General features: G+C 63.3%; 21 protein-coding genes. 16 read left to right on the top strand and 5 right to left on the bottom strand.

Going from position 1 to position 22490, the window contains the following annotated elements; translation table 11 throughout:
* Positions 1 to 20: 20 nt before the first annotated feature.
* The 11 genes from DLM_RS11215 (at position 21) to bluB (ending at position 12515) form a co-directional block, all read left to right on the top strand.
* The gene (locus tag DLM_RS11215; protein ID WP_045848311.1) at positions 21 to 743 is read left to right on the top strand and encodes a cobalt-precorrin-7 (C(5))-methyltransferase; all 723 of its coding nucleotides are present in this window, start codon (positions 21 to 23) and stop codon (positions 741 to 743) included.
* Positions 740 to 2311, top strand: a complete 1572-nt coding sequence (locus DLM_RS11220; protein WP_089086285.1) for a precorrin-8X methylmutase — start codon at positions 740 to 742, stop codon at positions 2309 to 2311. Before DLM_RS11215 ends, DLM_RS11220 begins: the two co-directional genes overlap by 4 nt.
* The gene (gene cbiD, locus DLM_RS11225; RefSeq protein WP_089086284.1) at positions 2308 to 3462 is read left to right on the top strand and encodes a cobalt-precorrin-5B (C(1))-methyltransferase CbiD; all 1155 of its coding nucleotides are present in this window, start codon (positions 2308 to 2310) and stop codon (positions 3460 to 3462) included. Before DLM_RS11220 ends, cbiD begins: the two co-directional genes overlap by 4 nt.
* Positions 3455 to 4186, top strand: coding sequence for a precorrin-2 C(20)-methyltransferase (cobI, locus tag DLM_RS11230; protein ID WP_089086283.1), 732 nt, complete (start codon positions 3455 to 3457; stop codon positions 4184 to 4186). The genes cbiD and cobI overlap by 8 nt, the downstream gene beginning before the upstream one ends.
* Complete coding sequence (gene cobM / locus DLM_RS11235; protein ID WP_045848315.1) at positions 4183 to 5022, top strand: precorrin-4 C(11)-methyltransferase; 840 nt, start codon at positions 4183 to 4185, stop codon at positions 5020 to 5022. Before cobI ends, cobM begins: the two co-directional genes overlap by 4 nt.
* Positions 5019 to 5783, top strand: coding sequence for a cobalt-precorrin 5A hydrolase (locus tag DLM_RS11240; RefSeq protein ID WP_089086282.1), 765 nt, complete (start codon positions 5019 to 5021; stop codon positions 5781 to 5783). The genes cobM and DLM_RS11240 overlap by 4 nt, the downstream gene beginning before the upstream one ends.
* A 1395-nt stretch (positions 5784 to 7178) precedes the next feature.
* Positions 7179 to 8717, top strand: a complete 1539-nt coding sequence (gene cobJ / locus DLM_RS11245) for a precorrin-3B C(17)-methyltransferase (RefSeq protein WP_089086281.1) — start codon at positions 7179 to 7181, stop codon at positions 8715 to 8717.
* Positions 8714 to 9814 carry a CobW family GTP-binding protein gene (locus tag DLM_RS11250; protein WP_089086280.1) on the top strand — a complete coding sequence of 367 codons (1101 nt, stop codon included), beginning with the start codon at positions 8714 to 8716 and terminating at the stop codon, positions 9812 to 9814. The genes cobJ and DLM_RS11250 overlap by 4 nt, the downstream gene beginning before the upstream one ends.
* Before the next feature lie 154 nt (positions 9815 to 9968).
* Positions 9969 to 10571, top strand: a complete 603-nt coding sequence (cobO, locus tag DLM_RS11255) for a cob(I)yrinic acid a,c-diamide adenosyltransferase (RefSeq protein ID WP_089086279.1) — start codon at positions 9969 to 9971, stop codon at positions 10569 to 10571.
* 1 nt (position 10572) lies between these two features.
* Positions 10573 to 11865 carry a cobyrinate a,c-diamide synthase gene (locus DLM_RS11260; protein ID WP_089086278.1) on the top strand — a complete coding sequence of 431 codons (1293 nt, stop codon included), beginning with the start codon at positions 10573 to 10575 and terminating at the stop codon, positions 11863 to 11865.
* Positions 11862 to 12515 (top strand): 5,6-dimethylbenzimidazole synthase, encoded by a 654-nt coding sequence (gene bluB, locus DLM_RS11265; protein WP_089086277.1) that lies wholly within the window; start codon positions 11862 to 11864, stop codon positions 12513 to 12515. The genes DLM_RS11260 and bluB overlap by 4 nt, the downstream gene beginning before the upstream one ends.
* A 5-nt stretch (positions 12516 to 12520) precedes the next feature.
* On the opposite strand, the gene DLM_RS11270 is transcribed toward bluB, so the two are convergent.
* The 5 genes from DLM_RS11270 to DLM_RS11290 all read right to left on the bottom strand — a co-directional run bounded on the left by DLM_RS11270 (position 12521) and on the right by DLM_RS11290 (position 17836).
* The gene (locus tag DLM_RS11270) at positions 12521 to 13447 is read right to left on the bottom strand and encodes a LysR family transcriptional regulator (protein ID WP_089086276.1); all 927 of its coding nucleotides are present in this window, start codon (positions 13445 to 13447) and stop codon (positions 12521 to 12523) included.
* 138 nt (positions 13448 to 13585) lie between these two features.
* Positions 13586 to 15859 carry a T6SS phospholipase effector Tle1-like catalytic domain-containing protein gene (locus DLM_RS11275; protein ID WP_089086275.1) on the bottom strand — a complete coding sequence of 758 codons (2274 nt, stop codon included), beginning with the start codon at positions 15857 to 15859 and terminating at the stop codon, positions 13586 to 13588.
* The gene (locus DLM_RS11280; protein ID WP_089086274.1) at positions 15841 to 16503 is read right to left on the bottom strand and encodes a DUF3304 domain-containing protein; all 663 of its coding nucleotides are present in this window, start codon (positions 16501 to 16503) and stop codon (positions 15841 to 15843) included. The genes DLM_RS11275 and DLM_RS11280 overlap by 19 nt, the downstream gene beginning before the upstream one ends.
* Positions 16485 to 17138, bottom strand: coding sequence for a DUF3304 domain-containing protein (locus tag DLM_RS11285; protein ID WP_089086273.1), 654 nt, complete (start codon positions 17136 to 17138; stop codon positions 16485 to 16487). The genes DLM_RS11280 and DLM_RS11285 overlap by 19 nt, the downstream gene beginning before the upstream one ends.
* Positions 17120 to 17836, bottom strand: a complete 717-nt coding sequence (locus DLM_RS11290; protein WP_089086272.1) for a DUF3304 domain-containing protein — start codon at positions 17834 to 17836, stop codon at positions 17120 to 17122. The genes DLM_RS11285 and DLM_RS11290 overlap by 19 nt, the downstream gene beginning before the upstream one ends.
* 327 nt (positions 17837 to 18163) lie before the next feature.
* Between DLM_RS11290 and DLM_RS11295 the strand changes: the two genes are divergently transcribed.
* Genes DLM_RS11295 through DLM_RS11315 form a run of 5 tightly spaced genes read left to right on the top strand, consistent with a single transcriptional unit; the run spans position 18164 to position 22488 of the window.
* On the top strand, positions 18164 to 18943 hold the full coding sequence (locus DLM_RS11295; protein WP_089086271.1) for a 5-oxoprolinase subunit PxpA: 780 nt from the start codon (positions 18164 to 18166) through the stop codon (positions 18941 to 18943).
* Between the two features lie 36 nt (positions 18944 to 18979).
* Complete coding sequence (locus DLM_RS11300) at positions 18980 to 19222, top strand: acetyl-CoA carboxylase (RefSeq protein WP_089086270.1); 243 nt, start codon at positions 18980 to 18982, stop codon at positions 19220 to 19222.
* Positions 19219 to 20625: an acetyl-CoA carboxylase biotin carboxylase subunit gene (locus DLM_RS11305; RefSeq protein WP_089086269.1), complete on the top strand. Its 1407-nt coding sequence runs from the start codon at positions 19219 to 19221 to the stop codon at positions 20623 to 20625. The genes DLM_RS11300 and DLM_RS11305 overlap by 4 nt, the downstream gene beginning before the upstream one ends.
* A 14-nt stretch (positions 20626 to 20639) precedes the next feature.
* Complete coding sequence (locus tag DLM_RS11310) at positions 20640 to 21515, top strand: 5-oxoprolinase subunit B family protein (protein ID WP_089086268.1); 876 nt, start codon at positions 20640 to 20642, stop codon at positions 21513 to 21515.
* Positions 21505 to 22488: a biotin-dependent carboxyltransferase family protein gene (locus DLM_RS11315; protein ID WP_089086267.1), complete on the top strand. Its 984-nt coding sequence runs from the start codon at positions 21505 to 21507 to the stop codon at positions 22486 to 22488. Before DLM_RS11310 ends, DLM_RS11315 begins: the two co-directional genes overlap by 11 nt.
* Positions 22489 to 22490 lie beyond the last annotated feature (2 nt).

The raw sequence follows: 22490 nt of genomic DNA on the forward strand, positions 1-22490 counted from the left end.
CGCTGCATAAAGGAACAGACATGATTATCTGCATCGGTGCCGGTCCCGGCGATATCGGCTACCTGCCACGCCGCTCGGCCGATCTCATTGCCAATGCCGACGTCGTCGCCGGCTTCAACGCCGTCATCGACGTGGTGCGCCCGCTGATTCCGGACAGCGCCCAGGTCATCCAGATGGGCTACCGCGACCAGGTGGCCCAGTTGGACGAAGTGGCCAAGCTGCACCACGCCGGCAAGAACTGCGTGGTGGTATTCATGGGCGACATCCACTTCAGCGGCTTCCAGTATCTGGAACGGGTGGAGCGCGCCTGTGGCCACCCGGTGGAAACCATGCCCGGCCTGTCCTCGGCCCAGGTGCTGGCTTCGCGTGCCAAGGTGTGTTTTGACGAAACCACCTTCATCACCTTCCACCGCCGTGGCGACCTCACCCCGTTCAAGCGCCATCTGGTGCATGTGCTGCAAGACCAGCGCAATGCCATCGTGATTCCCTGTCCCTGGGACGAGGCGCGCTCCTTCATGCCCTGGCATATCGCCGCCTACCTGCTGGAAAACGGCATCCCGGCCGACCAGCAGGTGGAAGTGTGGGAAAACCTCACCCGTGGCGAAGCCGAATGGCACGGCACGCTGGCCGAGTGCGCCGAACACCGCTGCTCGGACATGAGCATCATGCTGATCCGCACCAAAACGCCGATGGCCAGCCAGATCGAGCCCAGCCATCTGCCCACGCCGGAGCAGGCGCAATGAGCACGCAGGACTACAGCATCGTGCTGGCCGGGCATGGCAGCCGCGACCCGGCCGGTATTGCCGAATTCATGTCGCTGGTTGAGCTCATGCGCCAGCGTGCACCGCAGCGCCGCATCTACCACGGCTTTCTGGAATTCGCCACGCCCACCATCGACCAGGCGGTGGCTGCGGCCATTGCCGATGGCGCCAAGACGGTGGTGATGACCCCCGGCGTGCTGCTGGCCGCCACCCATGCCAAGAACGACATGCCCAGCGAACTGCTGGCGCTGCAACAGGAACACCCGGACACCGCCTTCCACTTTGGCGCGGCGATGAACCTGCACCCGCGCCTGCTGGAGCTGTGCCGCCTGCGCATCATCGAGGCCGAAGCGCGCTCAACGCGCACCGTGGCACGTGGCGATAGCTGCCTGGTGGTGGTGGGCCGTGGCACTACCGACCCGGACGCCAACTCGGAAATCGCCAAACTCACCCGCATGCTGGAAGAAGGCATGGGCTTTGGCGCATCCTTTGTCTGCTATTCCGGCACTGCGCGCCCGCTGGTGGCCGATGGCCTGAAAGCAGCCAGCCTGCTGGGCTTTGAGCGCATCGTGGTGCTGCCTTACTTCCTGTTCGATGGCGTGCTGGTCAAGCGCATTTACGGCGCGGTGGACGATCTGGCCGCGCGCTGCCCGGATATCGAAGTGCTGGCCGCGCCTTATCTGGGCGTACACGAACATGTGGCCGAAGTGTTTCTGGAGCGGGCGCAGGAAGGCGTGGAAGGCCGTGCCAGCATGAACTGCTCGCTGTGCAAATACCGGGTGCAGATCATCGGTTTCGAGCAGCAAGTGGGCACGCCGCAACAAGGCCATCACGGCAAGGTGCGCGGCCTGCTGGCCAAGGACAACACCCCGGCCGCCGCGCCCGCTTGGCCGCCCTATGTGCCGCACCCCATCGAGGCGGAAAGCATGCGCATCATCCGCGAGGGGCGTGACTGGTCGGCCTTTCCGGCAGAACAGCACACCGCGCTGCACCGGCTGGTGCATACCACCGGCGACTTCAGCAGCGTGGACGAGCTGTTTTTCTCCCCCGGCGCGGCGGCCATCGGCATGCGCGCCCTGCTGCGCTGCCGCCGCATCGTCACCGATGTCACCATGGTGGAAACCGGCCTCAAGCGCGCGGTGTTGCAACAGTTGGAAGTGGAAACCTGGTGCGGCGTACACGACCCGGAAACCTATCTGCTGGCCGAGGCCCACGGCCTCACCCGCTCTGCCGCCGGCATCCGCCGCGCCTGGGAAAAGTTTGGCAATGACGTGATCGTCGCCATTGGCGACGCGCCCACTGCCATCATGGAACTGGTACGGCTGGTGCGCGAACACGGCTGGCGGCCGCAACTGGTGGTAGGCCTGCCGGTGGGCTTTGTCGGCACCCGCGAATGCAAGGACGCGCTGCGCGGCCTGCTGCAAGTGCCGCGCATCACCAATAGCGGCACCCGTGGCGGCTCGCCGTGGGCGGCCACCATCGTCAATGCGCTGATGATTGACGCCATCGGCCATGTTTACCAGCAGCAACAGGCAGCGCAAGAGGCATGACCCACGAACGGCGCGTCCCCTACGACCTGACGGTGCCGGCCCCCAACGGCCTGCGCCGTGGTCGCACCACCGGCAGCTGTGCCACCGCCGCGGTAAAAGCCGCGCTGGCCTGCCTGCTGGACGGGGTGCGCGCCAGCGAAGTGGACATCAGCCTGCCCGACCCGGACTACTACCTCACCGTGCCGATACAGGCAGTGGACCTGCTGGATGAACTCACCGCGCGCGCCGAAGTACTGAAAGACGGTGGCGACGACCCGGACAACACCCACGGCGCCACCATCTTTGCCGAGGTAAGGTGCAATGGCAGCGGCCAGCTGCGTTTTATCGCTGCCGAAGGCGTGGGCACCGTCACCCTGCCCGGCCTGCGCATTCCTCCGGGCGAACCGGCCATCAACCCGGTACCGCGCCAGATGATGCAGTGGGCGGTAGCCGAGGTGCTGGCTGGCCGTGCCGACCCCGGTTTTGACCTGGCCATCGGCTGTGTGGAAGGCGGGCGCATTGCCAAGCGCACCTTCAACCCCATGCTGGGCATCGTCGGCGGCATTTCCATCCTGGGCACCAGCGGCATTGTCGAGCCGATGTCGCTGGCAGCGTGGATGGCCTCCATCGAGGTGTATATCCGCGTGGCGCTGGGCGATCTGCCTGCCGCCATCGCCTTCACCCCCGGCAAGATAGGCCGTGGCTACGCCGCCGACGTGCTGGGCCTGCCGAAAAAACAGGTGGTGCAGATTGCCAACTTTGTCGGCAGCTCGCTGGAGCAGGCCGAAGCCATCCTGCAGGAACAAGGCCGCGTGCTGGACACGCTGTGGGTGCTGGGCCACCCCGGCAAGCTGGCCAAGCTGCTGGACCCCACGGTATGGGACACCCACTCCGGCAAAAGCGGCATGGCCATGGGCGATGTGGCGCAACTGGCGCAAGAACTGGGCCTGAGCGCGGCGCTGGTACAGGCCATCCGCCAGGCCAATACGGTGGAAAACATCGTGCAGATATTGCAAGGCCATCCGCAGGCGCAAGCCTTCTGGATGGAGATAGAACAGCGGGTATCCACCCGCATGCACAGCCGACTGCCCAGCGCCCGCCGCGTGGCAGTGCGGCTGTTCAGCATGGACGGCACGCCGCTGGGCGCAGCCGCCGGAGACACACATGAGTGAACTGGGACATTTCATTGGCGTGGGCGTAGGCCCGGGCCAGGCCGGGCTGATACCGGTGGCTGCGCTGCAGGCACTGCAGCAGGCCGACATCATCTACCTGCCGCGTGCGCGTGGCAGCGAGCAATCGGTGGCACAGCAATGTCTGGCCGGCCTGCCTGTCGACGCCAGCAAATTCCGTGACGTGGAATTCATCATGGACCCGGACCGCAGCCTGCTGGCCGACCACTACGCCGCGCTGGCCGCCAGCGTGGCCGCCGAGCTGGAGCAAGGCCACAAGGTGGCCTATCTCACCATCGGCGACAGCATGACCTACTCCACCTACGGTTACTTACTGGCCGCGCTGCGCGAACGGCTGCCCGGCCTTGCCCACACCACTTTTCCCGGTGTCACCAGCTTTGCCGCCACCGCCTCGGCGCTGTCCTGGCCGCTGGGCGAAGGCAAGGAACGCATGCTGATCCTGCCCTGCCCGGACGACATGGCCGCACTGGAAGCGGACATCGCCAGCCACGACATCGTGGTGCTGATGAAAATCGGCCAGCGTCTGCCGGATGTACTGGCCCTGCTGTCGCGGCTGGGTATTGCCCAGCATTGTGCCTTTGCCCGCCGCATCGGCCTGAGCGATGAAATCCTGTGTCCGGATGTCAGCCAGCTGGACGCCTCGGCCAGCGGTTACCTTGCCACCATGCTGATCCGCCGTCAGGCGAGAGAGAAACGTCATTCATGAAAGTCTATTTCATTGGTGCCGGCCCCGGTGCCGCCGACCTGATCACCCTGCGCGGCGCACGCCTGTTGGGTAGCTGCGGCATGGTGCTGTACGCCGGTTCGCTGGTGCCCACCGACATGCTGCAGCATTGCAGTGAAGGTGCCGAAATCCTCGATACCGCCGAACTGTCGCTGGACCAGCAGGAAGACTGCTACCGCCGCGCCCAGGCCGCCAATATCGACGTGGCGCGGCTGCACTCCGGCGACCCGGCCATCTACGGTGCCACCGCCGAGCAAATGCGCCGGCTGGAAGCGCTGGGTATTGAATACGAAATCGTCCCCGGCGTGTCCTCGTTTACCGCCGCTGCGGCAGCACTGGGCAGCGAACTGACCCGCCCGGCCATCTCGCAATCCATCATCCTCACCCGCGTCTCCGGCCGCGCCAGCGCGGTGCCGGAGCTGGAATCCATCGCCCGCTTTGCCGAACACCAGGCCACCATGTGCATCTTCCTGTCCGGCCAGCGGCTGAAATACACCGTGGCCGACCTGCTGCTGCACTACCCGCCGGACACCCCGGTGGCACTGGTGCGCCGCGCCAGCTGGCCGGACCAGTCCATCCACCGCAGCACGCTGGGCAAGTTGCTGGAAGAGGTCAAACAGAAAGACTGGCTGCTCACCACCCTGCTGCTGGTGGGCGCGGCGTTGTCACGCGAAGGCGGGGTGGAATCCAGCCTGTACGCTGCTGGTTTCACGCATATTTTCCGTGATGGCACCGACCGCAAAACCCCGCGCCCCAGCAAGCGCAAGCCGGAACTGGCAGCACAATCGGAACAGGACCCGGAGCAGCAAGCCTCGTGAGCCACACCGCCATCTGGACCGTGCGCGAATCTGCCCTGCCGCTGGCGCGGCAACTGGCCCGCGCGCTGGACGCCACCCTCTACCAGCCCTGGCAACAGCCGGATGACAACGCGCGCCAGCAATTTGCCGCCGTCTTCCACCAGCACCGCCAATGGGTGTTGCTGATGGCCAGCGGCATTGCCGTGCGCTATCTGGATGGCCTGCCACAAAGCAAACTCACCGACCCGGCGGTGGTGGTGCTGGACGAAGCCGCGCGCTTTGCCATCCCGCTGCTGTCCGGCCACGAAGGCGGTGCCAATGCGCTGGCCTACCACGTCGCCCGCCTGACCGGTGCCACCCCGGCCATTACCACAGCGACAGAAGCGCTGAAGCCGCTGACGCTGGGCATAGGCTGCCGCCGTGGCAAAAGTGCGGAGGCCATCGAACAGGCCGTGTTGCAAGCGCTGGCCGGGCGCAGCCTCAGTGACGTGCGCGAGGTGGCCACCATCGACCTGAAGGCCGATGAAAGCGGCCTGCTGGAATTCTGCGCCCGTCACGCGCTGCCCTTGCGCGTCATTGCCCGCAGCGACGTGGCCGCCCGCGGCTGGACCGGCCAGCCTTCCACCTGGGTACAGCAGAATGTGGGCGTGGACGGGGTGTGCGAACCCTGCGCGCTGATTGCCAGCCCGCGCGGGCGGCTGCTGGTACCAAAGATGGCGCGAGAGGGGGTGACGGTGGCGGTGGTGGAGGATGGGTTTGATGATTTTGGCGCAGGTGAATAACGTCGCCAAACGCGGGTGGCAGGCCAAAGCAGGGTTGGCGAACCGGAACTGGAACCGGCAGACCGCATAGGTCTCCCCACCTGGCCCGCCATAAACCATACGGACACAAGCTAAAGAAGCCGCGCAGTGCGGCTTCTCATGCCAGTTACAAGACAGGTCGCCAAACCTGATTGCGCTTGTAAACGCAACGGGATAAGGCTAATCAGCGTTGTTGGCAGCGGCCAGGTTAGAGGGGCGTGGAAACACTGGCAAGAGGTGCAGGTAAGGGGTTTGTATCCGCTCACGCGGATGATGTTTTGCATTGCCGCTTCCGCGCGGCGGACGGGAAAGAGGGCTTGCCTGGCCAAGCCCTCCTTCACCTCCAAGGCCACCCCACAAGCATGGCCTGCGGCTGCCCGACAGGTCCCGTCCGGTGCGAGGCGCGCCTGAACTCGCGATTTGCCAACGTCAAATCGCTCAGACATTGCAGGCGCTTAAGACCTCGCCCCGGCCACCCGTCGGCATGCTTGATGGGGCCCATGGGCGCGTTGGTACGGTGGTTGATTTTTGAAAGACAAACAGCATCGTTGGTGACCCAGTCTCCAGACGAGGCCAAGACAGCAGTAAAAATTAGGATGTGCCGGGTGTCGTCGCAGTCGTTGGTTCGTTAAAACGACAAATTCGACGCAGCCCCAGTCCCGTCAGCGCGAGCCGACACAGGCGTGCTGCCCAAGGTTTTAAGCGGCTGCATGTTTGAGCACCGTGACGGTAGCACGGTGCGAGTTCAGCCGCGCCCTGGGCGGTGCGGCTGGGGCGGGGTTTCGCGGCGCTGCGGGTCGCCTTTTCTTTGGGTACTTTCTTTTGGCGAAGCAAAAGTAAAGTACCTCGACGGCGGGGCGAGACCCGCGAAGTTGATTTTGCTGTTGGTTTTTCGTTGGAAGGTGCGAGTTAGAAATCCGCTACGCGGATGATGATTTGCATGCCGCTTCCGCGCGGCGGACGGGAAAGAGGGCTTGCCTGGCCAAGCCCTCCTTCACCTCCAAGGCCACCCCGGCAAGCATGGCCTGCGGCTGCCCTCCGGGGCCTGCCCCTGCTGCGGCACGGCTGGAACTCGCGATTGGCTAACGTCCAATCGCTCAAACAGCCAGCCGCTTAAAACCGCAGCAGCGCCACCCGTCGGCATGCTTGATGGGGCCCGGTGGCTGCGTTGGTAAGGTGCTTGTTTGGTAAGAACACTGGTTGAAGCTGCCAGAGCCCAGACCAGCCGCAAACCGCGCAGTTAAACGTATCAGCGCAGGACCACGGTCCAGCACCGCTACGTAACAAATACAGGATTTACATCCGCAATGCGCACCACGCATTGCCCAGACAAACTTTTGGCAGGCCCCGCCTGCACGCAGCAGAAAGCACAAAACAATGACCGGAAAACTCTATCTAGTCTCCGTCGGCCCCGGCAGCCGCGAACTGATTCCGCCCATGGTGGAACAGGCGCTGGCCGCCAGCGACGTCATCGTCGCCTACGACCTCTACCTCACCTGGATCCAGCCGTGGATTACCGGCAAGGACATCCGCACCCTGCCACTCACCCAGGAACGCGACCGCGCCCAGCTGGCGCTGGAAGAAGCCCGTGCCGGCAAGACGGTGGCGCTGATTTCCAGCGGCGACATCGGCATTTATGCGATGGCCACGCTGGCCTACGAGGACATGCGCGAGGACGACAGCTTCGATGTGCAGCTGATTCCTGGCATCACCTCGGCCAATGCCTGTGCCTCGCTGCTGGGCGCGCCGCTATCGCACGACTTTGCCACCCTCAGCCTGTCAGACCTGCTGTGCCCGTGGGAGTGGATTGAAAGCCGCGCCCGCCATATTGCAGAGGCGGATCTGGCCGTGGTGTTTTACAACGTGCAAAGCAAGCAGCGGCAGGAAGGCGTGTACCGCATTCTGGACATCATGCTGGAACACAAGCGGCCGGAAACCCTGTGCGGCATCGTTCACAATGCCTACCGCGAAGGCCAGACCGTGGAAATCGTCACCCTGGCCGAGCTGCGCACCCGCCAGTTCAACATGCTCACCTCGCTGGTGATCGGCAACCGCTTCACCCGCCGCAAGCGTAACTGGATGTTCACCCCGCGCGGCTATTTCAACTGGCAGAACACCGCCGACACCATTACCGCCGACAGCCTGCCCGGCGCTGCCGCCTGGGTGTTTGCCGGCACCAGCGACGGCAATGCACTGGCACGCCAACTGGCGGCAGGCGGCCAGCCGGTGATTGTCAGCACAGCCAGCGACTACGGTGCCGAAATCGTCGCCGCCGACAGCCCCGGCCTCACCAGCATCAGCGGGCGGCTGGGTGTGGAGCGTCGCCGCGAGCTGCTGCAACAAAGCCAGGCACGCTGCATCGTGGATGCCACTCACCCCTATGCCACGGAAATGTCGCAACAGCTGATGGCGTTGGCGCAGGAACTGGCCCTGCCTTATCTGCGCTACGAGCGCCCCAGTGCAGAGGATCAGCACCCGGCCATTCACTGCAGCAGCATGGCCGAAGCGGCAAAACTGGCGATGCAGCATGGCCAGCGCATTTTCCTGGCCACCGGCAGCAAGGAGCTGGCCTGCTTTGTGCAGGCCGAGGGCGCGGCTGACAAGCAATGGTTCGTCCGCCTGGCACCGGACCCGCAACACCTGCAACGCGCCATCGACCTGGGCATTCCGCGCGCCCGGCTATGCGCGATGCAAGGGCCGTTCTCGCAGGCCGCCAATGAAACCCTGTGGCGCGACTGGCAGATCGACTGCGTCATCAGCAAGCAGTCGGGTGACGCCGGTGGCTATGGTGCCAAGGCCGCCGCTGCCGCCGCACTGGGCATTCCCTTCATCGTGGTGGATCGTCCGCAGCTGGACTACCCGGTCAGCTTTGCCGACTTTGCCAGCCTGCAAGCCGCACTGGAGCAACTGGCATGAGCAGCCCGCGCATTCCGGTCACCGTGCTCACCGGTTTTCTGGGCGCGGGCAAAACCACCCTGCTGTCCAATCTGATCCGCGACAGCAAACAACGGCGGCTGGCCATTCTGGTCAACGAATTTGGCGAGGTGTCCATCGACGGCACCATCCTGCGTACGGACGACAAGGCCGGGGTGGAGATTCACGATCTGGCCAATGGCCTGGTGGCTTACGACGACGACGAGCACTTCCTGCCCACCATGCTGGCCTTGTGGCAGCGCCGCCAGCAGATCGACCATGTGCTGATCGAAACCTCGGGACTGGCCCTGCCCAGCGCGGTAATGGAACAGCTGCAAGGCCCGGAGCTGGCAGAACGCTTTGTGCTGGACGCCACGCTGGCCGTGGTGGATACCCCGCTGCTGCTGGCTGGCGACTTTGACAGCGGCCACGGCCAGCAGGACAACGCGGTGGCCAGCCTGTTCCGCCAGCAGCTAGAGAACGCCGACATCGTGGTGCTGAACAAGATCGACACCCTTACCGACACCGCCATGCTGCAAGCGGAAAGCACGGTGCGCGAGCTGGCACCGTCCATCCGCTTTATCGAGCTGGCCTATCAGGCAAAACTGGACACCCGGCTGACGCTGGGCCTGCATCTGCATGAAGTCAGCGGCAGCGGCCATCGCCATTACGGCCCGGTATCCAGCCTGCCGCTAAATCTGCGGCCGCTGGCCAACCAGGCGCTGCTGGACGGCCACAGCCACGGCGGGCTGGCCGCCCACAGTCACGGCCTGGCCACCCACAAGCATTTTCACGAGCAGGACCCGGGCTGGCAGTCCTTCCTGATCCGCAGCAAGGACGCGCAGGACGCGGCCCGCCTGCTGGCAGCGGTGGAAAGCATTGCCCGCGAAGAAGCGCTGCTGCGCATCAAGGGCCATGCTGCCAGTGCCGACGGCCAGGGCCGGCTGACACTGCAAGCGGTGCGCCAGCGCGTGCAACTGCAACAGGAGCCGGAAACCGCCGCACCACGGCAGGCGCAGCTGGTATTCATCGGCTATCACCCCAGCCGTCCGCGCATTGTGGAGCGACTACGCGCACTCACCGGCACCCACTGGCAGTGACAGCCGCTGACAAAAACCCTGTTGCAGCGTTGCGCCGCCTTGCCACCGGGACGCTGCGCTGTTGTTAGCCGCGCCAAACCCACCATTCACCAATACCCCTGCTGCGGCACGGTCCCGACCTGCGCCGCAGACCAGCAATCAGAAGGAAACCGCCATGAAAACCGACGCCGCCGCCCACCAGCGCATGGTGGAAAAACGCAAGGCCGGCTTTGAAAAGAAAAAAGCCGCCGCCACCAAGGAAAAAGGCTTGCTCATCGTCCACACCGGCACGGGCAAGGGCAAGAGCAGCGCCGCCTTCGGCATGGGCCTGCGCATTGTCGGCCACGGCATGCAGCTGGGCGTGGTGCAGTTCATCAAGGGCGCGCTGCATACCGCCGAGCGCGACCTGTTCAGCCGCTTCGACAACTGCCGCTTTCTCACCATGGGCGAGGGCTATACCTGGAACACCCAGAACCGCGAGGCCGACATCGCCACCGCGCGCCAGGCCTGGGATGCGGTACTGGAGATGCTGGGCAGCGGCCACTACGACATGCTGATTCTGGATGAGCTGAACATCGTGCTGAAGTACGACTACCTGCCGCTGGACGAAGTCCTGGCGGCACTGGCCAGCCGCCCGGCCAAGCTGCATGTGGTGATTACCGGCCGCCATGCGCCGCAGGCGCTGATTGACGCGGCCGATCTGGTCACGGAAATGAAGCTGGTGAAGCACCCCTACCGTGAGCAAGGCATCAAGGCACAACAGGGCGTGGAGTTCTGACATGGCCATCCGCCACTGCCCGGCGCTGTTCATCAGCGCCCCTGCCTCGCATCAGGGCAAGACCACCCTCAGCGCCGGGCTGGCGCGCTACCACCGCCAGCAGGGCCGAACCGTGCGCGTGTTCAAGACCGGGCCGGATTTTCTCGACCCCTATGTGCTGGAACAGGCCAGCGGCCACACCGTGTATGCACTGGATTTGTGGATGAACGGCGAGGATGACTGTCGCCAGCGCCTGTACCAGGCCGCCGCCGAGGCCGACCTGATCCTGATCGAAGGCAGCATGGGCCTGTTCGATGGCACGCCCAGCAGTGCCGATCTGGCGCAGTTGTTCGGCGTGCCGGTGGCCGCCATCATCGACGCTGCCGGCATGGCGCAAACCTTTGCGGCGGTGGCGCATGGCCTGGCGACCTTCCGCCCCGGCCTGCCGTTTTACGGCGTGCTGGCCAATCAGGTGGCATCAAGCCGCCATGCGGAGATGCTCACCGCCGCCCTGCCCGCCAGCCTCAATTATCTGGGCGCGGTGATGCGCCAGCAGGACATGGGCCTGCCGGAGCGTCATCTGGGCCTGGTGCAGGCGCAGGAGGTGGACGATCTGGAAGCACGGCTGGAGCGCGCTGCCACCCAGCTAGCCAATACCGCACTGGCACAACTGCCGCCGCCAGTCGCCTTCCAACCTGCCACGGCACCCAGCCTGCCACGGCTGCTGGACGGCGTGCGCATCGCCATCGCCCGCGATACCGCCTTCAGCTTCATCTACCCGGCCAATGTGCAGACACTGCAGGCATTGGGGGCCGAGCTGCATTACTTCTCGCCACTGGCCGACGACACGCTGCCGGACTGCGATGCAGTCTGGCTGCCCGGTGGCTATCCGGAACTGCATCTGGCCGCGCTGGCCCGCGCACAGCACAGCCGCGCCAGCCTGCATGCCCACGTCGCCGCCGGCAAGCCGCTGTATGCCGAATGTGGCGGCATGCTGTACTTGCTGGACAGCCTGACCGACAAGCAGGGTAACAGTGAGGCCATGCTGGGCCTGCTGCCCGGCCATGCCCGGCTGAATAGCCGCCTGAGTGCGCTGGGCCTGCAACAACTGCAACTGGATGGTGCAGTGCTGCGCGGCCACACTTTTCACTATTCCAGCCTGGATACACCCATCACCCCGCTTACCCATGCCAGCCGCGCCACCGGTAGCGGCCAAGGCGAGCCGGTATACCGCCATGGCAGCCTGCTGGCCAGTTATCTGCATCTTTACTTCCCGTCCAACCCTGCGGCCTGCGCCAGACTGTTCCTGCCATGAATGCCTATCCCCAAGCCGACATCGACGCCGTTTACCGCGCCATCCGCGAACGGCGCGACATGCGCCACTTCAAGCCGGACCCGGTGGACCCGGCCCTGCTGCAACGTTTGTTGCAGGCCGCGCACCTGGCACCCAGCGTGGGCTTCATGCAGCCTTGGCGCTTCATCCGCATTAGCGATACCGCCCTGCGCCAGCAACTGCATGCCGAGGTGGAGGTGGAACGGGTGGCCACTGCCAAGGCACTGGGTCAGCGGGAAGAAGAATTCATGAAGCTGAAGGTTGAGGGCATTCTGGACTGCGGCGAGGTGCTGGTGGCGGCGCTGATGGACGGGCGCGAGCGCCATGTGTTTGGCCGCCGCACCCTGCCGGAAATGGATATCTGCTCCATTGCCTGCGCCATCCAGAACATGTGGCTGGCCGCCCGCGCCGAGGGCATCGGCCTGGGCTGGGTATCGCTGTTCGACCCGCAGCGGCTGGGCACGCTGCTGGGCCTGCCCGCCGAGGCCAAGGCAGTGGCCATCCTGTGCATCGGCCATGTCGAGGCCTTTTACGACAAACCCATGCTGGAGCAGGAAAACTGGGCGCAGCGGCAAAATCTGGCCGCGCTGGTATTTGAAAACGGCTGGGGAGCCGGTCAGCCAACAGGCTGAAAGCCCTAGCGCGCAGCCGCACTGCGCTGGCTGCTGAACGGCGTCATGAACTGCTGGCGGAAATAGTCGCGAAACAACACGATGGACGGGCTGATTTCTGCCTGCGCTTTCCACGCCAGGCCCAGGGTCATCGGCGGCACCAGGCCGTGCAGGCTCACCGTTTCGATACGCCGCCCCTCCAGCGACCATGGCCGGTACACCATGTCCGACAGAATGCTTACCCCGCTGCCATTGGCCACCATGCTGCGTACCGCCTCCACCGAACTGGTGCGCACCCTTACCTGCGGCTGCAAGCCTGCCTGCTGCCAATAGCGCAGTGTCGACTGCTCCGCCTCATCCACCGTCAGCATGATATAAGGCTCGCCAGCGATGTCCTGCAAGCCGGGGGCGGGATGGGACAGCAGCGGATGCTGTGCCGGCAACCACAAGCGCCGGGGCGAACTGATGATGGACTCCAGCTGCAACGCCGGGTTGTCCACATTGGAACTGAGCAGCACCGCCACATCGAAGTCGTGCTGTAACAGTCCGGCTTCGATCTCGGCACGCGGCAATTCGTGCAGCCGTATTTCGAGTTGCGGGTACAAGGCCGCCAGCCGCCGCACATGTGCCGGCAGAAAATACCCCATCACCGTATAAGTGGCCGCCACCGACAAGCTGCCGGCAAAGTCGCTTTCCCAATTGCTCAGCAACATGGCCTCTTCCACATCGGCCAGAATCCCGTAGGCATGGCTGAGAAAACGCCGGCCAGAATCAGTCAGCACCATGCCGTGAGGGTGGCGTACAAACAAACGTGTAACCAGCACTTCCTCCAGTTGCCGGATGGCTGCCGTCACTGCCGACTGGGTGATGTTCAGCTGCATCGCCGCCTGGGAAACCTGTCCCGCTTCAGCCGTGGCAACAAAATACTTCAATTGCCGGAAGGAAAACGCCAAAGTACTTACTCTCCATCTCGTTTACTACCCCTTCCGGCCCGGCCTGTCGGCAAGGCCGAACTCAGCTACACTCCTGTCCCGACAGGCTGAAATGATATGACCTGGCCTAAGCTGGCGGCCCCCCCACAAGGCAGTGCATCAACCACCCCCTTGCTGCCCGGCCAATTCCGCCGGCTGTGCCTGAGCCCCGTCAGGTGGCTCACAGGCGGCTGCGCTCTTTTGCAAGGCGTTCAGATAGCGCTTGTTGGTGATGTCGTCGTACAGAATGGTCCGCAGCCGGAAGTAGCTGCCGTCTGTCTCGCGGTTGCCGGTGGCTGCCACCATGAACCAGGCGCGCGAGTCGTGTATGTGCTCGTCAAACAAGGCCAGCAGATCGCGGTTGGCCGCGGCGGTCAGCCCCTGGCCATTGCCCACGTCACGCCAGCGTTGCTCGCCTTCGCGCAGCAAATAAACCCCTTCGTATTCGTGGTCCGGGTTGATCGGGCGGGAGAACAGCGTGCTCAGCCACAGGCCGATCAGGGTCCAGGTCAAATGCCAGGGGCGTTTCCAGTCCGGGTCGCTATCAATCAGGCTGGCCTGGCCCGGCTCGGCCAGCGGGGTGGGCAGGCGCTTGCCCTTGGCATCAAACAGGCCGTCCACCCGCCGCCAGTGCAGATAGTCTTCGCGAAACTCCAGCGCCGCTTCGCGCAACTGTGAGTGGTCCATGCTGGGGTCGAAGTCCTTGGCGGGGGATGGCACGCTCAGCCCCGGCACCACCTGGCCGCTGCGCGGGTCCACCACGCCGGGCGGGGCCGGGTTGGCCGCCACCTTGTCCTGCGCTTTTTGTACATCGCGCATGGTGCTGCCGGGGCGGTTGATCACGGCGGCCAGTTCGTCCTGTGCCTGTTCATGCGCTTGCGCTTGCCGCCAGGCGGTTTTGGCCCAGTCGTTATGCATGGCATCGTCCGGCGGAATACGGCGGAAGGCGGCGGTTTGCTCCTGCTGCACCCCACCGCTGCCGCCCAGGCCGCCGGCAAAGCGTTCGATGCGCCAGGCGGTGATCAGCGCGGTTTGCTTGACCACGATTTTTTCCACCGTGTCTTCGGCACAGTCGCGCAGTTGCGCCCAAGCGTTGAAGCGGGTGATCAGGTCATTACTAACTTTAAATTGTTCTTGAACCTCGCTGTCCATCCAGCGCCAGCTTTCGATACTGGCCAGCTTGCCTTCGCTGGTGTCATACAACTCTTTCGGCACCGTCATTGGCGCAGCGGCACGGAAAGCCAGCAGGTACATGCGGCGCAGGGCAATCTGCGACAGTTGCATGCCCACCTCGCCACCACAGCGGCCCTGCTCGCGCAGGCCGTAGCCACCGCCCACATCAGAATGCACGCCGGGGTAGACAAATTCGCCCAGATTGCCTGCCGGGTAGCGGCCGGACGGCAGGCGGGTGGAATCCAGCGGAAAGCAGATGCGCTGCTCGTGCGCCGACACCAGGTGCACATGCTGGCCGATAAAACCGGGGGCCTGCGGCAGCGGCATGGTATTGTCCGCCCAGTCCATATGGCCCAGCGCCGGCGGGCGGATGGCGGCCAGCCCCACCGAGGCCACGGTATCGAACAGGCCGACAAACGGCACCTTGACCGGCACGCCAAACAGCCGGTACTTGCCATCCTCGCCGTACTCGCACAGTTCCAGCAGCCAGTGCAAGAAGGCGCGCGCCTCGGCTGCACCACGGGAGAAGCCATACACATGCACCCGCAAACCAGCCAGCTTGGGTGCTTGCTGCACCTCCAGATGCTGAATGATGGAAGCCATGCCATTGCGCATGGCCTGATGACGACGCTTGCTGGGCGGCACCGGCCCCTGCCGCCTGGTATCCCAGTGATTGAGCTCGCCATTCACCATGTCGCAGGCAATGCGATAGGCCTCATCATCCGGCAAGTCTTCCGGGTGGTCCGGATCCGGGCTTTTCGATTTGCGCAGTGCATCAATCAGCCGGGTCAGCCCCCACAGAATGCGCATCTGCCCGCCCGCGGCGTATTTCAGCCCGGCAGCGGAGAAGCTCATTTCATGGATTTCCTTGAACTGGGTACCCACACCTTGCAGGTAGTAGGAAAAATAGCCATCGCGCGCCGCGCGCTCCCCCTGGATGGAGGCATCGTATAGCCGGGCAATATTGGAGTGGCTGTTGGTGAGCCGGTCGGTGGCGCGGTGGTTATTGGTGCCATCGAAGAACAGCGACACATTGGTCACCAGCCCGCAAGGGGGCGGGCGGCGCTGGGCGTGCGCGGCCAGGGAGGCTTCCTGCATTTCCTGTTGCTGCACATAGCGCGTGTTGCGTAGTTCCTGGGCATCACTGGGGAAGGCATCCAGCTGCTCATCCCAGGGGGCGGCCAGTTGGGCGTGTTCCAGGTTTATTGCGCTTTCGGACATGACTGACCCTCCAGTTGTTTGGCTTCAGCTCTCCACTGCTTGATCAGTGGATATTTTTGTTGGCAATCCAGTACCAGCCGTACCTGATGGCAGGGCAGGAACACCAGATTCAGGCCGCAGGTACTGCCATATCGTGGAATCTCCACCTGCGCGCTGTAGTGCTGGTAGCTGGCGCGAATCTTTTTCATGTATGCATCAAATTTTTCAGGTTCTTTATCCATATTTGGAGCACACCCCAGGCAAGGATTGGGGTCCTCCACCCAGCGCACGGTGGCCATCAGGCCGGGACGCCAGGTGCGGGGCAGCGTGGCGCAGCACTCCTCTCCACCGGATACCCCGGCCACACCCAGAAACTCAAACGTGACGGATTTGACGGTGTAGATATGCGGGTTGAAGTCATACAGATGGGTAGGCACGCCAATCAGCCCGCCCCCCGGCCCGGCCAGGCTGGAGCACGCTGCCAGCCAGGGCAGCAGCAGGCAGAGCAGCGCGCGTTTAAGCCAGCGGATGCCGTGCCACCAGAGCTGTCGCCGCCAATGGCGCATATCGCGCAGTTGCTGGGCAGCACTGGGGAAGGCATCCAGTTGCTCATCCCAGGGGGCGGCCAACTGGGCGTGTTCCAGGTTTATTGCGCTTTCGGACATGACTGACCCTCCATCTGTTTGGCTTCGGCTTCCCACTTCGCCAGCATCGGGAATACTTGTTTGCTATCAATCACCAGCCTCACCTGATGGCAGGGCAGAAAGGCCAGATTGATGCCATAGGTATCCTGGTACGGCGGAATCTCCACCTGCGCGCTGTAGTGCTGGTAGGTGGCTTCTTTCTTTTTCATGTATTCACGAAAAGCATTCTCATTTTTAGGACCGCACCCCAAGCAAGGATTGGGGTCCTCCACCCAGCGTACGGTGGCCATCAGGCCGGGACGCCAGGTGCGTGGCAGCGTGGCGCAGCACTCCTCGCCGCCGGACACCCCGGCTACACCCAGAAACTCAAACGTGACGGATTTGACGGTGTAGATATGCGGGTTGAAGTCATACAAATGGGTAGGCACGCCAATCAGCCCGCCACCCGGCCCGGCCAGGCTGGCGCACGCTGCCAGCCACGGCAGCAGCAGGCAGAGCAGCGCGCGTTTAAGCCAGCGGATGCCGTGCCACCAGAGCTGTCGCCGCCAATGGCGCATATCGCGCAGTTGCTGGGCAGCACCGGGGAAGGCATCCAGTTGCTCATCCCAGGGGGCGGCCAGTTGGGCGTGCTCCTGGTTTATTGTGCTTTCGGACATGCTTGACCCTCCATCTGTTTGGCTTCAGCTCTCCACTGTTTGATCAGTGGATATTTCTGTTGGCAATCCAGTACCAGCCGTACCTGATGGCAGGGCAGGAACACCAGATTCAAGCCGCAGGTACTGCCATATCGTGGAATCTCCACCTGCGCGCTGTAGTGCTGGTAGCTGGCTTCTTTCTGTTTCATATACTCAAGAAATTTTTTCCTCTCTTTGTTGATATTGGGTGCACACCCCAGGCAAGGATTGGGGTCCTCCACCCAGCGCACGGTGGCCATCAGGCCGGGACGCCAGGTGCGGGGCAGCGTGGCGCAGCACTCCTCGCCGCCGGACACCCCAGCCACACCCAGAAACTCAAACGTGATGGATTTGACGGTGTAGATATGCGGGTTGAAGTCATACAAATGGGTAGGCACGCCAATCAGCCCGCCACCCGGCCCGGCCAGGCTGGCGCACGCTGCCAGCCAGGGCAGCAGCAGGCAGATCAACCCGCGTTTGAGTGAAAACAGCAGCATCAACCAACAACGATGTGGTACCGGGTCAACTGATGGGCTGGATATGCCGGGAAGAGAAGAGCACACGATTGGAGATGAGCGAGTAATGGTGAAGTGGTGTACGGAGAGGTCCAGGCCCAGGTGGGAGGAGAAGCGCAGCTGGTAGGGCTTGGGCATGGAGGCGTCCGGGCGGATTGATGACATTGGCAATCATCAAAGCGCTCGCGGTGGCAGGCCAATCAGATAGGGAGGAGTTTGTTGGGTGAAAGGTCGAAAACCGGTATCAGATGCATTGGCAGGTTCGGCCGGAGCAAGCCTACGCGGGCAGTGAGCCAGAGCGCGGCATGACTGCCTGGTGGTACAGCTAAATCCGCAGGCAAGGCAAGGCATAAGCGGTCAACCGCCCTTCCCTGTCTGGCAACCTGGCGTTATCAAAATAATTGATAGAACCCTATCAAAATTTAAAACTTCTCCCGCCTCCTCCCCCCTGCTTACGGTATCCGCCTGATTCACTCTCCGACAGGCATACAGATGCAAAAGCAGGTAATCGACCTAAACGCCGATATGGGCGAAAGCTTTGGTCCCTGGCAGATCGGCGACGGGGTAGACCAACACATCATGCCGCTGATTTCATCGGCCAATATCGCCACCGGCTTTCATGCTGGCGACCCCGCCACCATGGCCAGCAGTGTCAGCCTGGCCAAAGCATCTGGCGTTGCCGTGGGTGCCCACCCCGGCTATCGCGACCTGGTGGGTTTCGGCCGGCGCACCATCCAGGCCAGCGTGCAGGAGCTGGTACAGGACGCGGTGTACCAGATCGGTGCCTTGCAAGCTTTCCTGCAACTGGAAGGCATGCGCATGCAGCATGTGAAACCACACGGTGCCTTGTACATGGCAATGGCCAGCGATGAGGCCCTGTCATATGCCTTCTTGCAGGCGGTGCAGCAGTTGTCGCCACAACTGGCGGTGTATTGCATGGCGGGCTCGGCTACGCACCGTGCCGCTACCGCACTGGGGGTGAGGGCAATACGCGAATTCTTTGCCGACCGTGATTACGATACCAGCGGCAGCATTGTCTTTACCCGCAAGATGGGCCGGCTGTCCCCGCCTGCGGTGGCGGACAAGGTAGCGCTGGCCTGCCGTGACGGCCTGGTTGATACCGTGGATGGCCAGCGCATCCCCATTGAGTTCGACTCCATCTGCATTCACAGCGATACCCCAGGTGCGCTGGAACTGATCCGCACCACCCGCAGCCGCTTGCTGCAAGCCGGCATCACCATTCGCGCACCACATGCTCCAAGCACAGTCTGAGCCACATAAAAACAAGCTACACAAGGAGAACACCACATGACCGAACACCTGATTCTCGCCCCACTGCCCGGCACCTTCTATCGTCGCCCGGCCCCGGATGCAGCGCCCTATGTGGAAGAAGGCAAGCTGGTTGCGGCCGATACCGTCATTGCCTGCATCGAGGTGATGAAGCAATTCAACGAACTGACCGCCCAGCACAGCGGACACTTGCAGACCTTCCTGCTAGAGGATGGCGATGCGGTCGACATCGGCCAGCCGGTGGCGAGGGTGGTGACATGACGCAAGCCCTTGCCTTGCAGCGCATCCGGCGGCTCCTGGTGGCCAACCGGGGAGAAATCGCGGTGCGCATCATCCGGGCCGCCCGGGAGATGGGCGTGCAAACCGTGCTGGTACACAGCAGCGCCGATCGGGACAGCCTGGCCTGCCAGATGGCAGACCGGACAGTGGAAATCGGTCCGCCACCGGCGGCAAAAAGCTATCTGGACATTCCGGCCATTCTGGCTGCTGCCCGCAGTCATGAAGTGGATGCCATTCATCCGGGCTATGGCTTTCTCGCCGAAAATGCCGAGTTTGCCAGCCAGGTAGCCGCAGCCGGCATGATTTTTGTCGGTCCCAGTGCAGACACCATCGCCCTGATGGGTGACAAGGCCCGTGCCCGGGCCATGGCACAGGCGGTAGGCGTAACCACCGTACCGGGCAGCCCGGGCGCACTGGCTGACGTGGTGCAGGCCATGAGCATGGCCAAGGAAATCGGTTATCCGCTGATGATCAAGGCCGTGGCAGGGGGTGGTGGCCGGGGCATCCGCGTGGTGGAACATGCCGAAGCACTGCATGCCGCGTTTGCCGCCGCCCAACGCGAAGCTCTGGGTGCCTTTGGCGATGGGCATCTGTATCTGGAACGCTTCATGCCGCAGGCACGGCATCTGGAAGTGCAAATCCTGGGTGATGGCCAACGGGTGATTCATTGCTACGAACGTGAATGTTCCTTGCAGCGCCGCCGCCAGAAAATCATGGAAGAAGCCCCTTCGCCCGCCCTGAATGACCAGCAGCGCAGCAGGCTGTGTCAGGCAGCGGTGCAGTTGGCGCAGTCGGTGTCCTACCGTGGCGCAGGCACGCTGGAATTCCTGTTTGACCAGGGCGAATTCTATTTCATTGAAATGAATACCCGCATCCAGGTGGAGCACCCGATCAGCGAAATGATCACCGGCATCGATTTGCTGCGCGAAATGCTGCTGATTGCCGATGGCCAGCCCTTGCGCTTTGAGCAACAAGACATTCAGCTGCGCGGCGCGGCCATCGAGTGCCGCATCAATGCCGAAGACCCGCAGCAAGATTTCCGCCCCTCCCCCGGCACCATCCACCAACTGCGGCTGCCGGGCGGGCCGGGAGTACGCTTTGACAGCATGCTGTACCCGGGCTGTGTCATCCCGCCCCACTACGACTCCATGCTGGCCAAGCTGATTGTGTGGGATGAAAGCCGCGAGCGCGCCCTGTACCGCATGCGCCGGGCGCTGGACGAATTGCACATCGCGGGCATTGCTCATACCCAAAGCCTGCACCAGGCCTTGCTGGCCGATGCCGACGTGTGTGCCGGACGCTACCACACCCGTTTTCTGGAACAGTGGCTGAGTCAGCGACAGGCCGCTGGCCGTGCAAATGGACCACCACCGGCACAATCTTGACCCCGGAGACTTGCATGAGCATTCGTTACACCTTTGGCGGCGACGAATTCCTGTTTGCCGAAATCAGCGAATCGATGTCGCTGCCCGCCTTCTTTGCCAGCATGGCCATCACCAGCAAGCTTAGGCAACTGCAATGGCCCGGGATCGTGGAAATCTGCCCGGCCAATGCCTCCTTTCAACTGCGTTTTGATCCGGACATCCTGCCGGCGGAGCAATTGCTGCGACAGGTGCAGCAGTTGGAACAATCGCTGGCAGACAGCCCGCAGATACTGGATACCCGGCTGGTGGAAATCCCGGTATGGTACAACGACCCCTGGACGCGGGAAGTGGGGGCGCGCTTTCGCCAGCGCCATCAGGACCCGCAGGCTAGCGATCTGGAATACGCGGCACGGGTGAACGGCTTTGCTTCGGTCGATGCCTTTATCACCGCCCATAGCGGCTCACCGTGGTTGGTGTCCATGGTGGGCTTTGTCGCCGGCCTGCCCTTCATGTACCAGATGGTGGAGCGCGATCAGCAATTGCAGGTACCCAAGTACCTGAGCCCGCGCACGGCAACCCCGCGCCAGACCATTGGCCATGGGGGCTGCTTTGCCTGTATTTACTCGGTAGAAGGAGCGGGTGGCTACCAGATGTTTGGCATCACGCCAGCGCCCATTTACGACCCGGCGCAACGCCAGCCCTACTTGGCAGACAGCATGGTGCTGTTCCGTCCCGGCGATCTTGTCCGTTTCAAGCCCATCGATCAGCAGCAATACCAGGCGGCCATCCAGGCGGTGGCCGAGGGCCGCTTTGCGCTGGATATCTTTCCGGTCCGTTTCTCGCTGCCGGAATTCCTGGCCAATCCAGAGGCCTACAAGCAATCGCTACCGGGAACCCATCATGCACATTAAAGTCATCAAGCCTGGCCTGGCTACCTCGGTGCAGGACGCTGGCCGCAACGGCTACTACCACCTGGGCATTCCCCCTTCCGGGGCGCTGGATCAATATTCATTCCGCGCCGCCAATCTGCTGCTAGGCAATGCGGAAACCGCCGCCGTGCTGGAATGCACCTTGCTGGGGCCGCAGTTGCAGTTCAGCACGGCCTGCCAGATCGCCATCTGCGGTGCCGCCATGCAGCCACGCATCAATGGGCAGCCACAGGCGGTGCATCAGGTGTTGTCGATTGCGGCGGGTGACACGCTGGATTTCCTCCCGGCTGCTGCTGGCATGCGTGCCTATCTGGCGGTTTCCGGTGGCATTGATCTACCCGCGGTATTGGACAGCCGCTCCACCTATGCGCTGGGCGGCCTGGGGGGTTATCAGGGCCGGTGTTTACAGGCTGGCGATATCTTGCCGCTGGTTGCCGCGCCGCCAACAACAGCGCCGGTAGGCAGAACCCTGCCGGCAGCGCTGCAAGCCACGCTGCCGCGCAAGGCGGAGGTGCGGGTGCTCCCCGGCCTGTATGCGCATCGCCTGTGCGCCGAATCCGCAGCACGGTTTTATCAGGATCAATGGCGCGTATCTTCAGAATCCGACCGCATTGGCTATCGGCTCAAAGGAGGTGCGCCCTTGCAGTTTCAGCCACGGGAAGCACCATTTGGTGCCGGGGCGGACCCCTCAAATATCGTGGATGCAGGCTACCCCATCGGTTCCATCCAGGTACCGTCCGGCAAGGAGCCCATCATATTGCTGCGCGATGCGGTTTCTGGTGGCGGCTACGCCATGATAGGGACAGTCATCAGTGCTGATCTGGACATGGTGGGGCAATTACAGCCCAATCAAGGCATCATGTTTACCGCAGTCGACATGCAACAAGCGCTGCAAGCACGCCAACACTATCAGGCAGGCTTGCAGCAACTGAGGCAGGCACTGCTGGACGGCTGAGC

The sequence above is a fragment of the Aquitalea magnusonii genome, from assembly GCF_002217795.2.
GTDB lineage: Bacteria > Pseudomonadota > Gammaproteobacteria > Burkholderiales > Chromobacteriaceae > Aquitalea > Aquitalea magnusonii_B.

Coding starts and splice junctions, on each gene's coding strand:
- bluB (WP_089086277.1), top strand. CDS start 11,862: ATGAATGCCTATCCCCAAGCCGACATCGACGCCGTTTACCGCGCCATC.
- DLM_RS11295 (WP_089086271.1), top strand. CDS start 18,164: ATGCAAAAGCAGGTAATCGACCTAAACGCCGATATGGGCGAAAGCTTT.
- DLM_RS11280 (WP_089086274.1), bottom strand. CDS start 16,503: ATGTCCGAAAGCGCAATAAACCTGGAACACGCCCAGTTGGCCGCCCCC.
- cobJ (WP_089086281.1), top strand. CDS start 7,179: ATGACCGGAAAACTCTATCTAGTCTCCGTCGGCCCCGGCAGCCGCGAA.
- DLM_RS11215 (WP_045848311.1), top strand. CDS start 21: ATGATTATCTGCATCGGTGCCGGTCCCGGCGATATCGGCTACCTGCCA.
- DLM_RS11315 (WP_089086267.1), top strand. CDS start 21,505: ATGCACATTAAAGTCATCAAGCCTGGCCTGGCTACCTCGGTGCAGGAC.
- cbiD (WP_089086284.1), top strand. CDS start 2,308: ATGACCCACGAACGGCGCGTCCCCTACGACCTGACGGTGCCGGCCCCC.
- DLM_RS11220 (WP_089086285.1), top strand. CDS start 740: ATGAGCACGCAGGACTACAGCATCGTGCTGGCCGGGCATGGCAGCCGC.
- DLM_RS11275 (WP_089086275.1), bottom strand. CDS start 15,859: ATGTCCGAAAGCGCAATAAACCTGGAACACGCCCAACTGGCCGCCCCC.
- DLM_RS11250 (WP_089086280.1), top strand. CDS start 8,714: ATGAGCAGCCCGCGCATTCCGGTCACCGTGCTCACCGGTTTTCTGGGC.
- DLM_RS11305 (WP_089086269.1), top strand. CDS start 19,219: ATGACGCAAGCCCTTGCCTTGCAGCGCATCCGGCGGCTCCTGGTGGCC.
- cobM (WP_045848315.1), top strand. CDS start 4,183: ATGAAAGTCTATTTCATTGGTGCCGGCCCCGGTGCCGCCGACCTGATC.
- DLM_RS11285 (WP_089086273.1), bottom strand. CDS start 17,138: ATGTCCGAAAGCACAATAAACCAGGAGCACGCCCAACTGGCCGCCCCC.
- cobO (WP_089086279.1), top strand. CDS start 9,969: ATGAAAACCGACGCCGCCGCCCACCAGCGCATGGTGGAAAAACGCAAG.
- DLM_RS11300 (WP_089086270.1), top strand. CDS start 18,980: ATGACCGAACACCTGATTCTCGCCCCACTGCCCGGCACCTTCTATCGT.
- DLM_RS11290 (WP_089086272.1), bottom strand. CDS start 17,836: ATGTCATCAATCCGCCCGGACGCCTCCATGCCCAAGCCCTACCAGCTG.
- DLM_RS11310 (WP_089086268.1), top strand. CDS start 20,640: ATGAGCATTCGTTACACCTTTGGCGGCGACGAATTCCTGTTTGCCGAA.
- DLM_RS11260 (WP_089086278.1), top strand. CDS start 10,573: ATGGCCATCCGCCACTGCCCGGCGCTGTTCATCAGCGCCCCTGCCTCG.
- cobI (WP_089086283.1), top strand. CDS start 3,455: ATGAGTGAACTGGGACATTTCATTGGCGTGGGCGTAGGCCCGGGCCAG.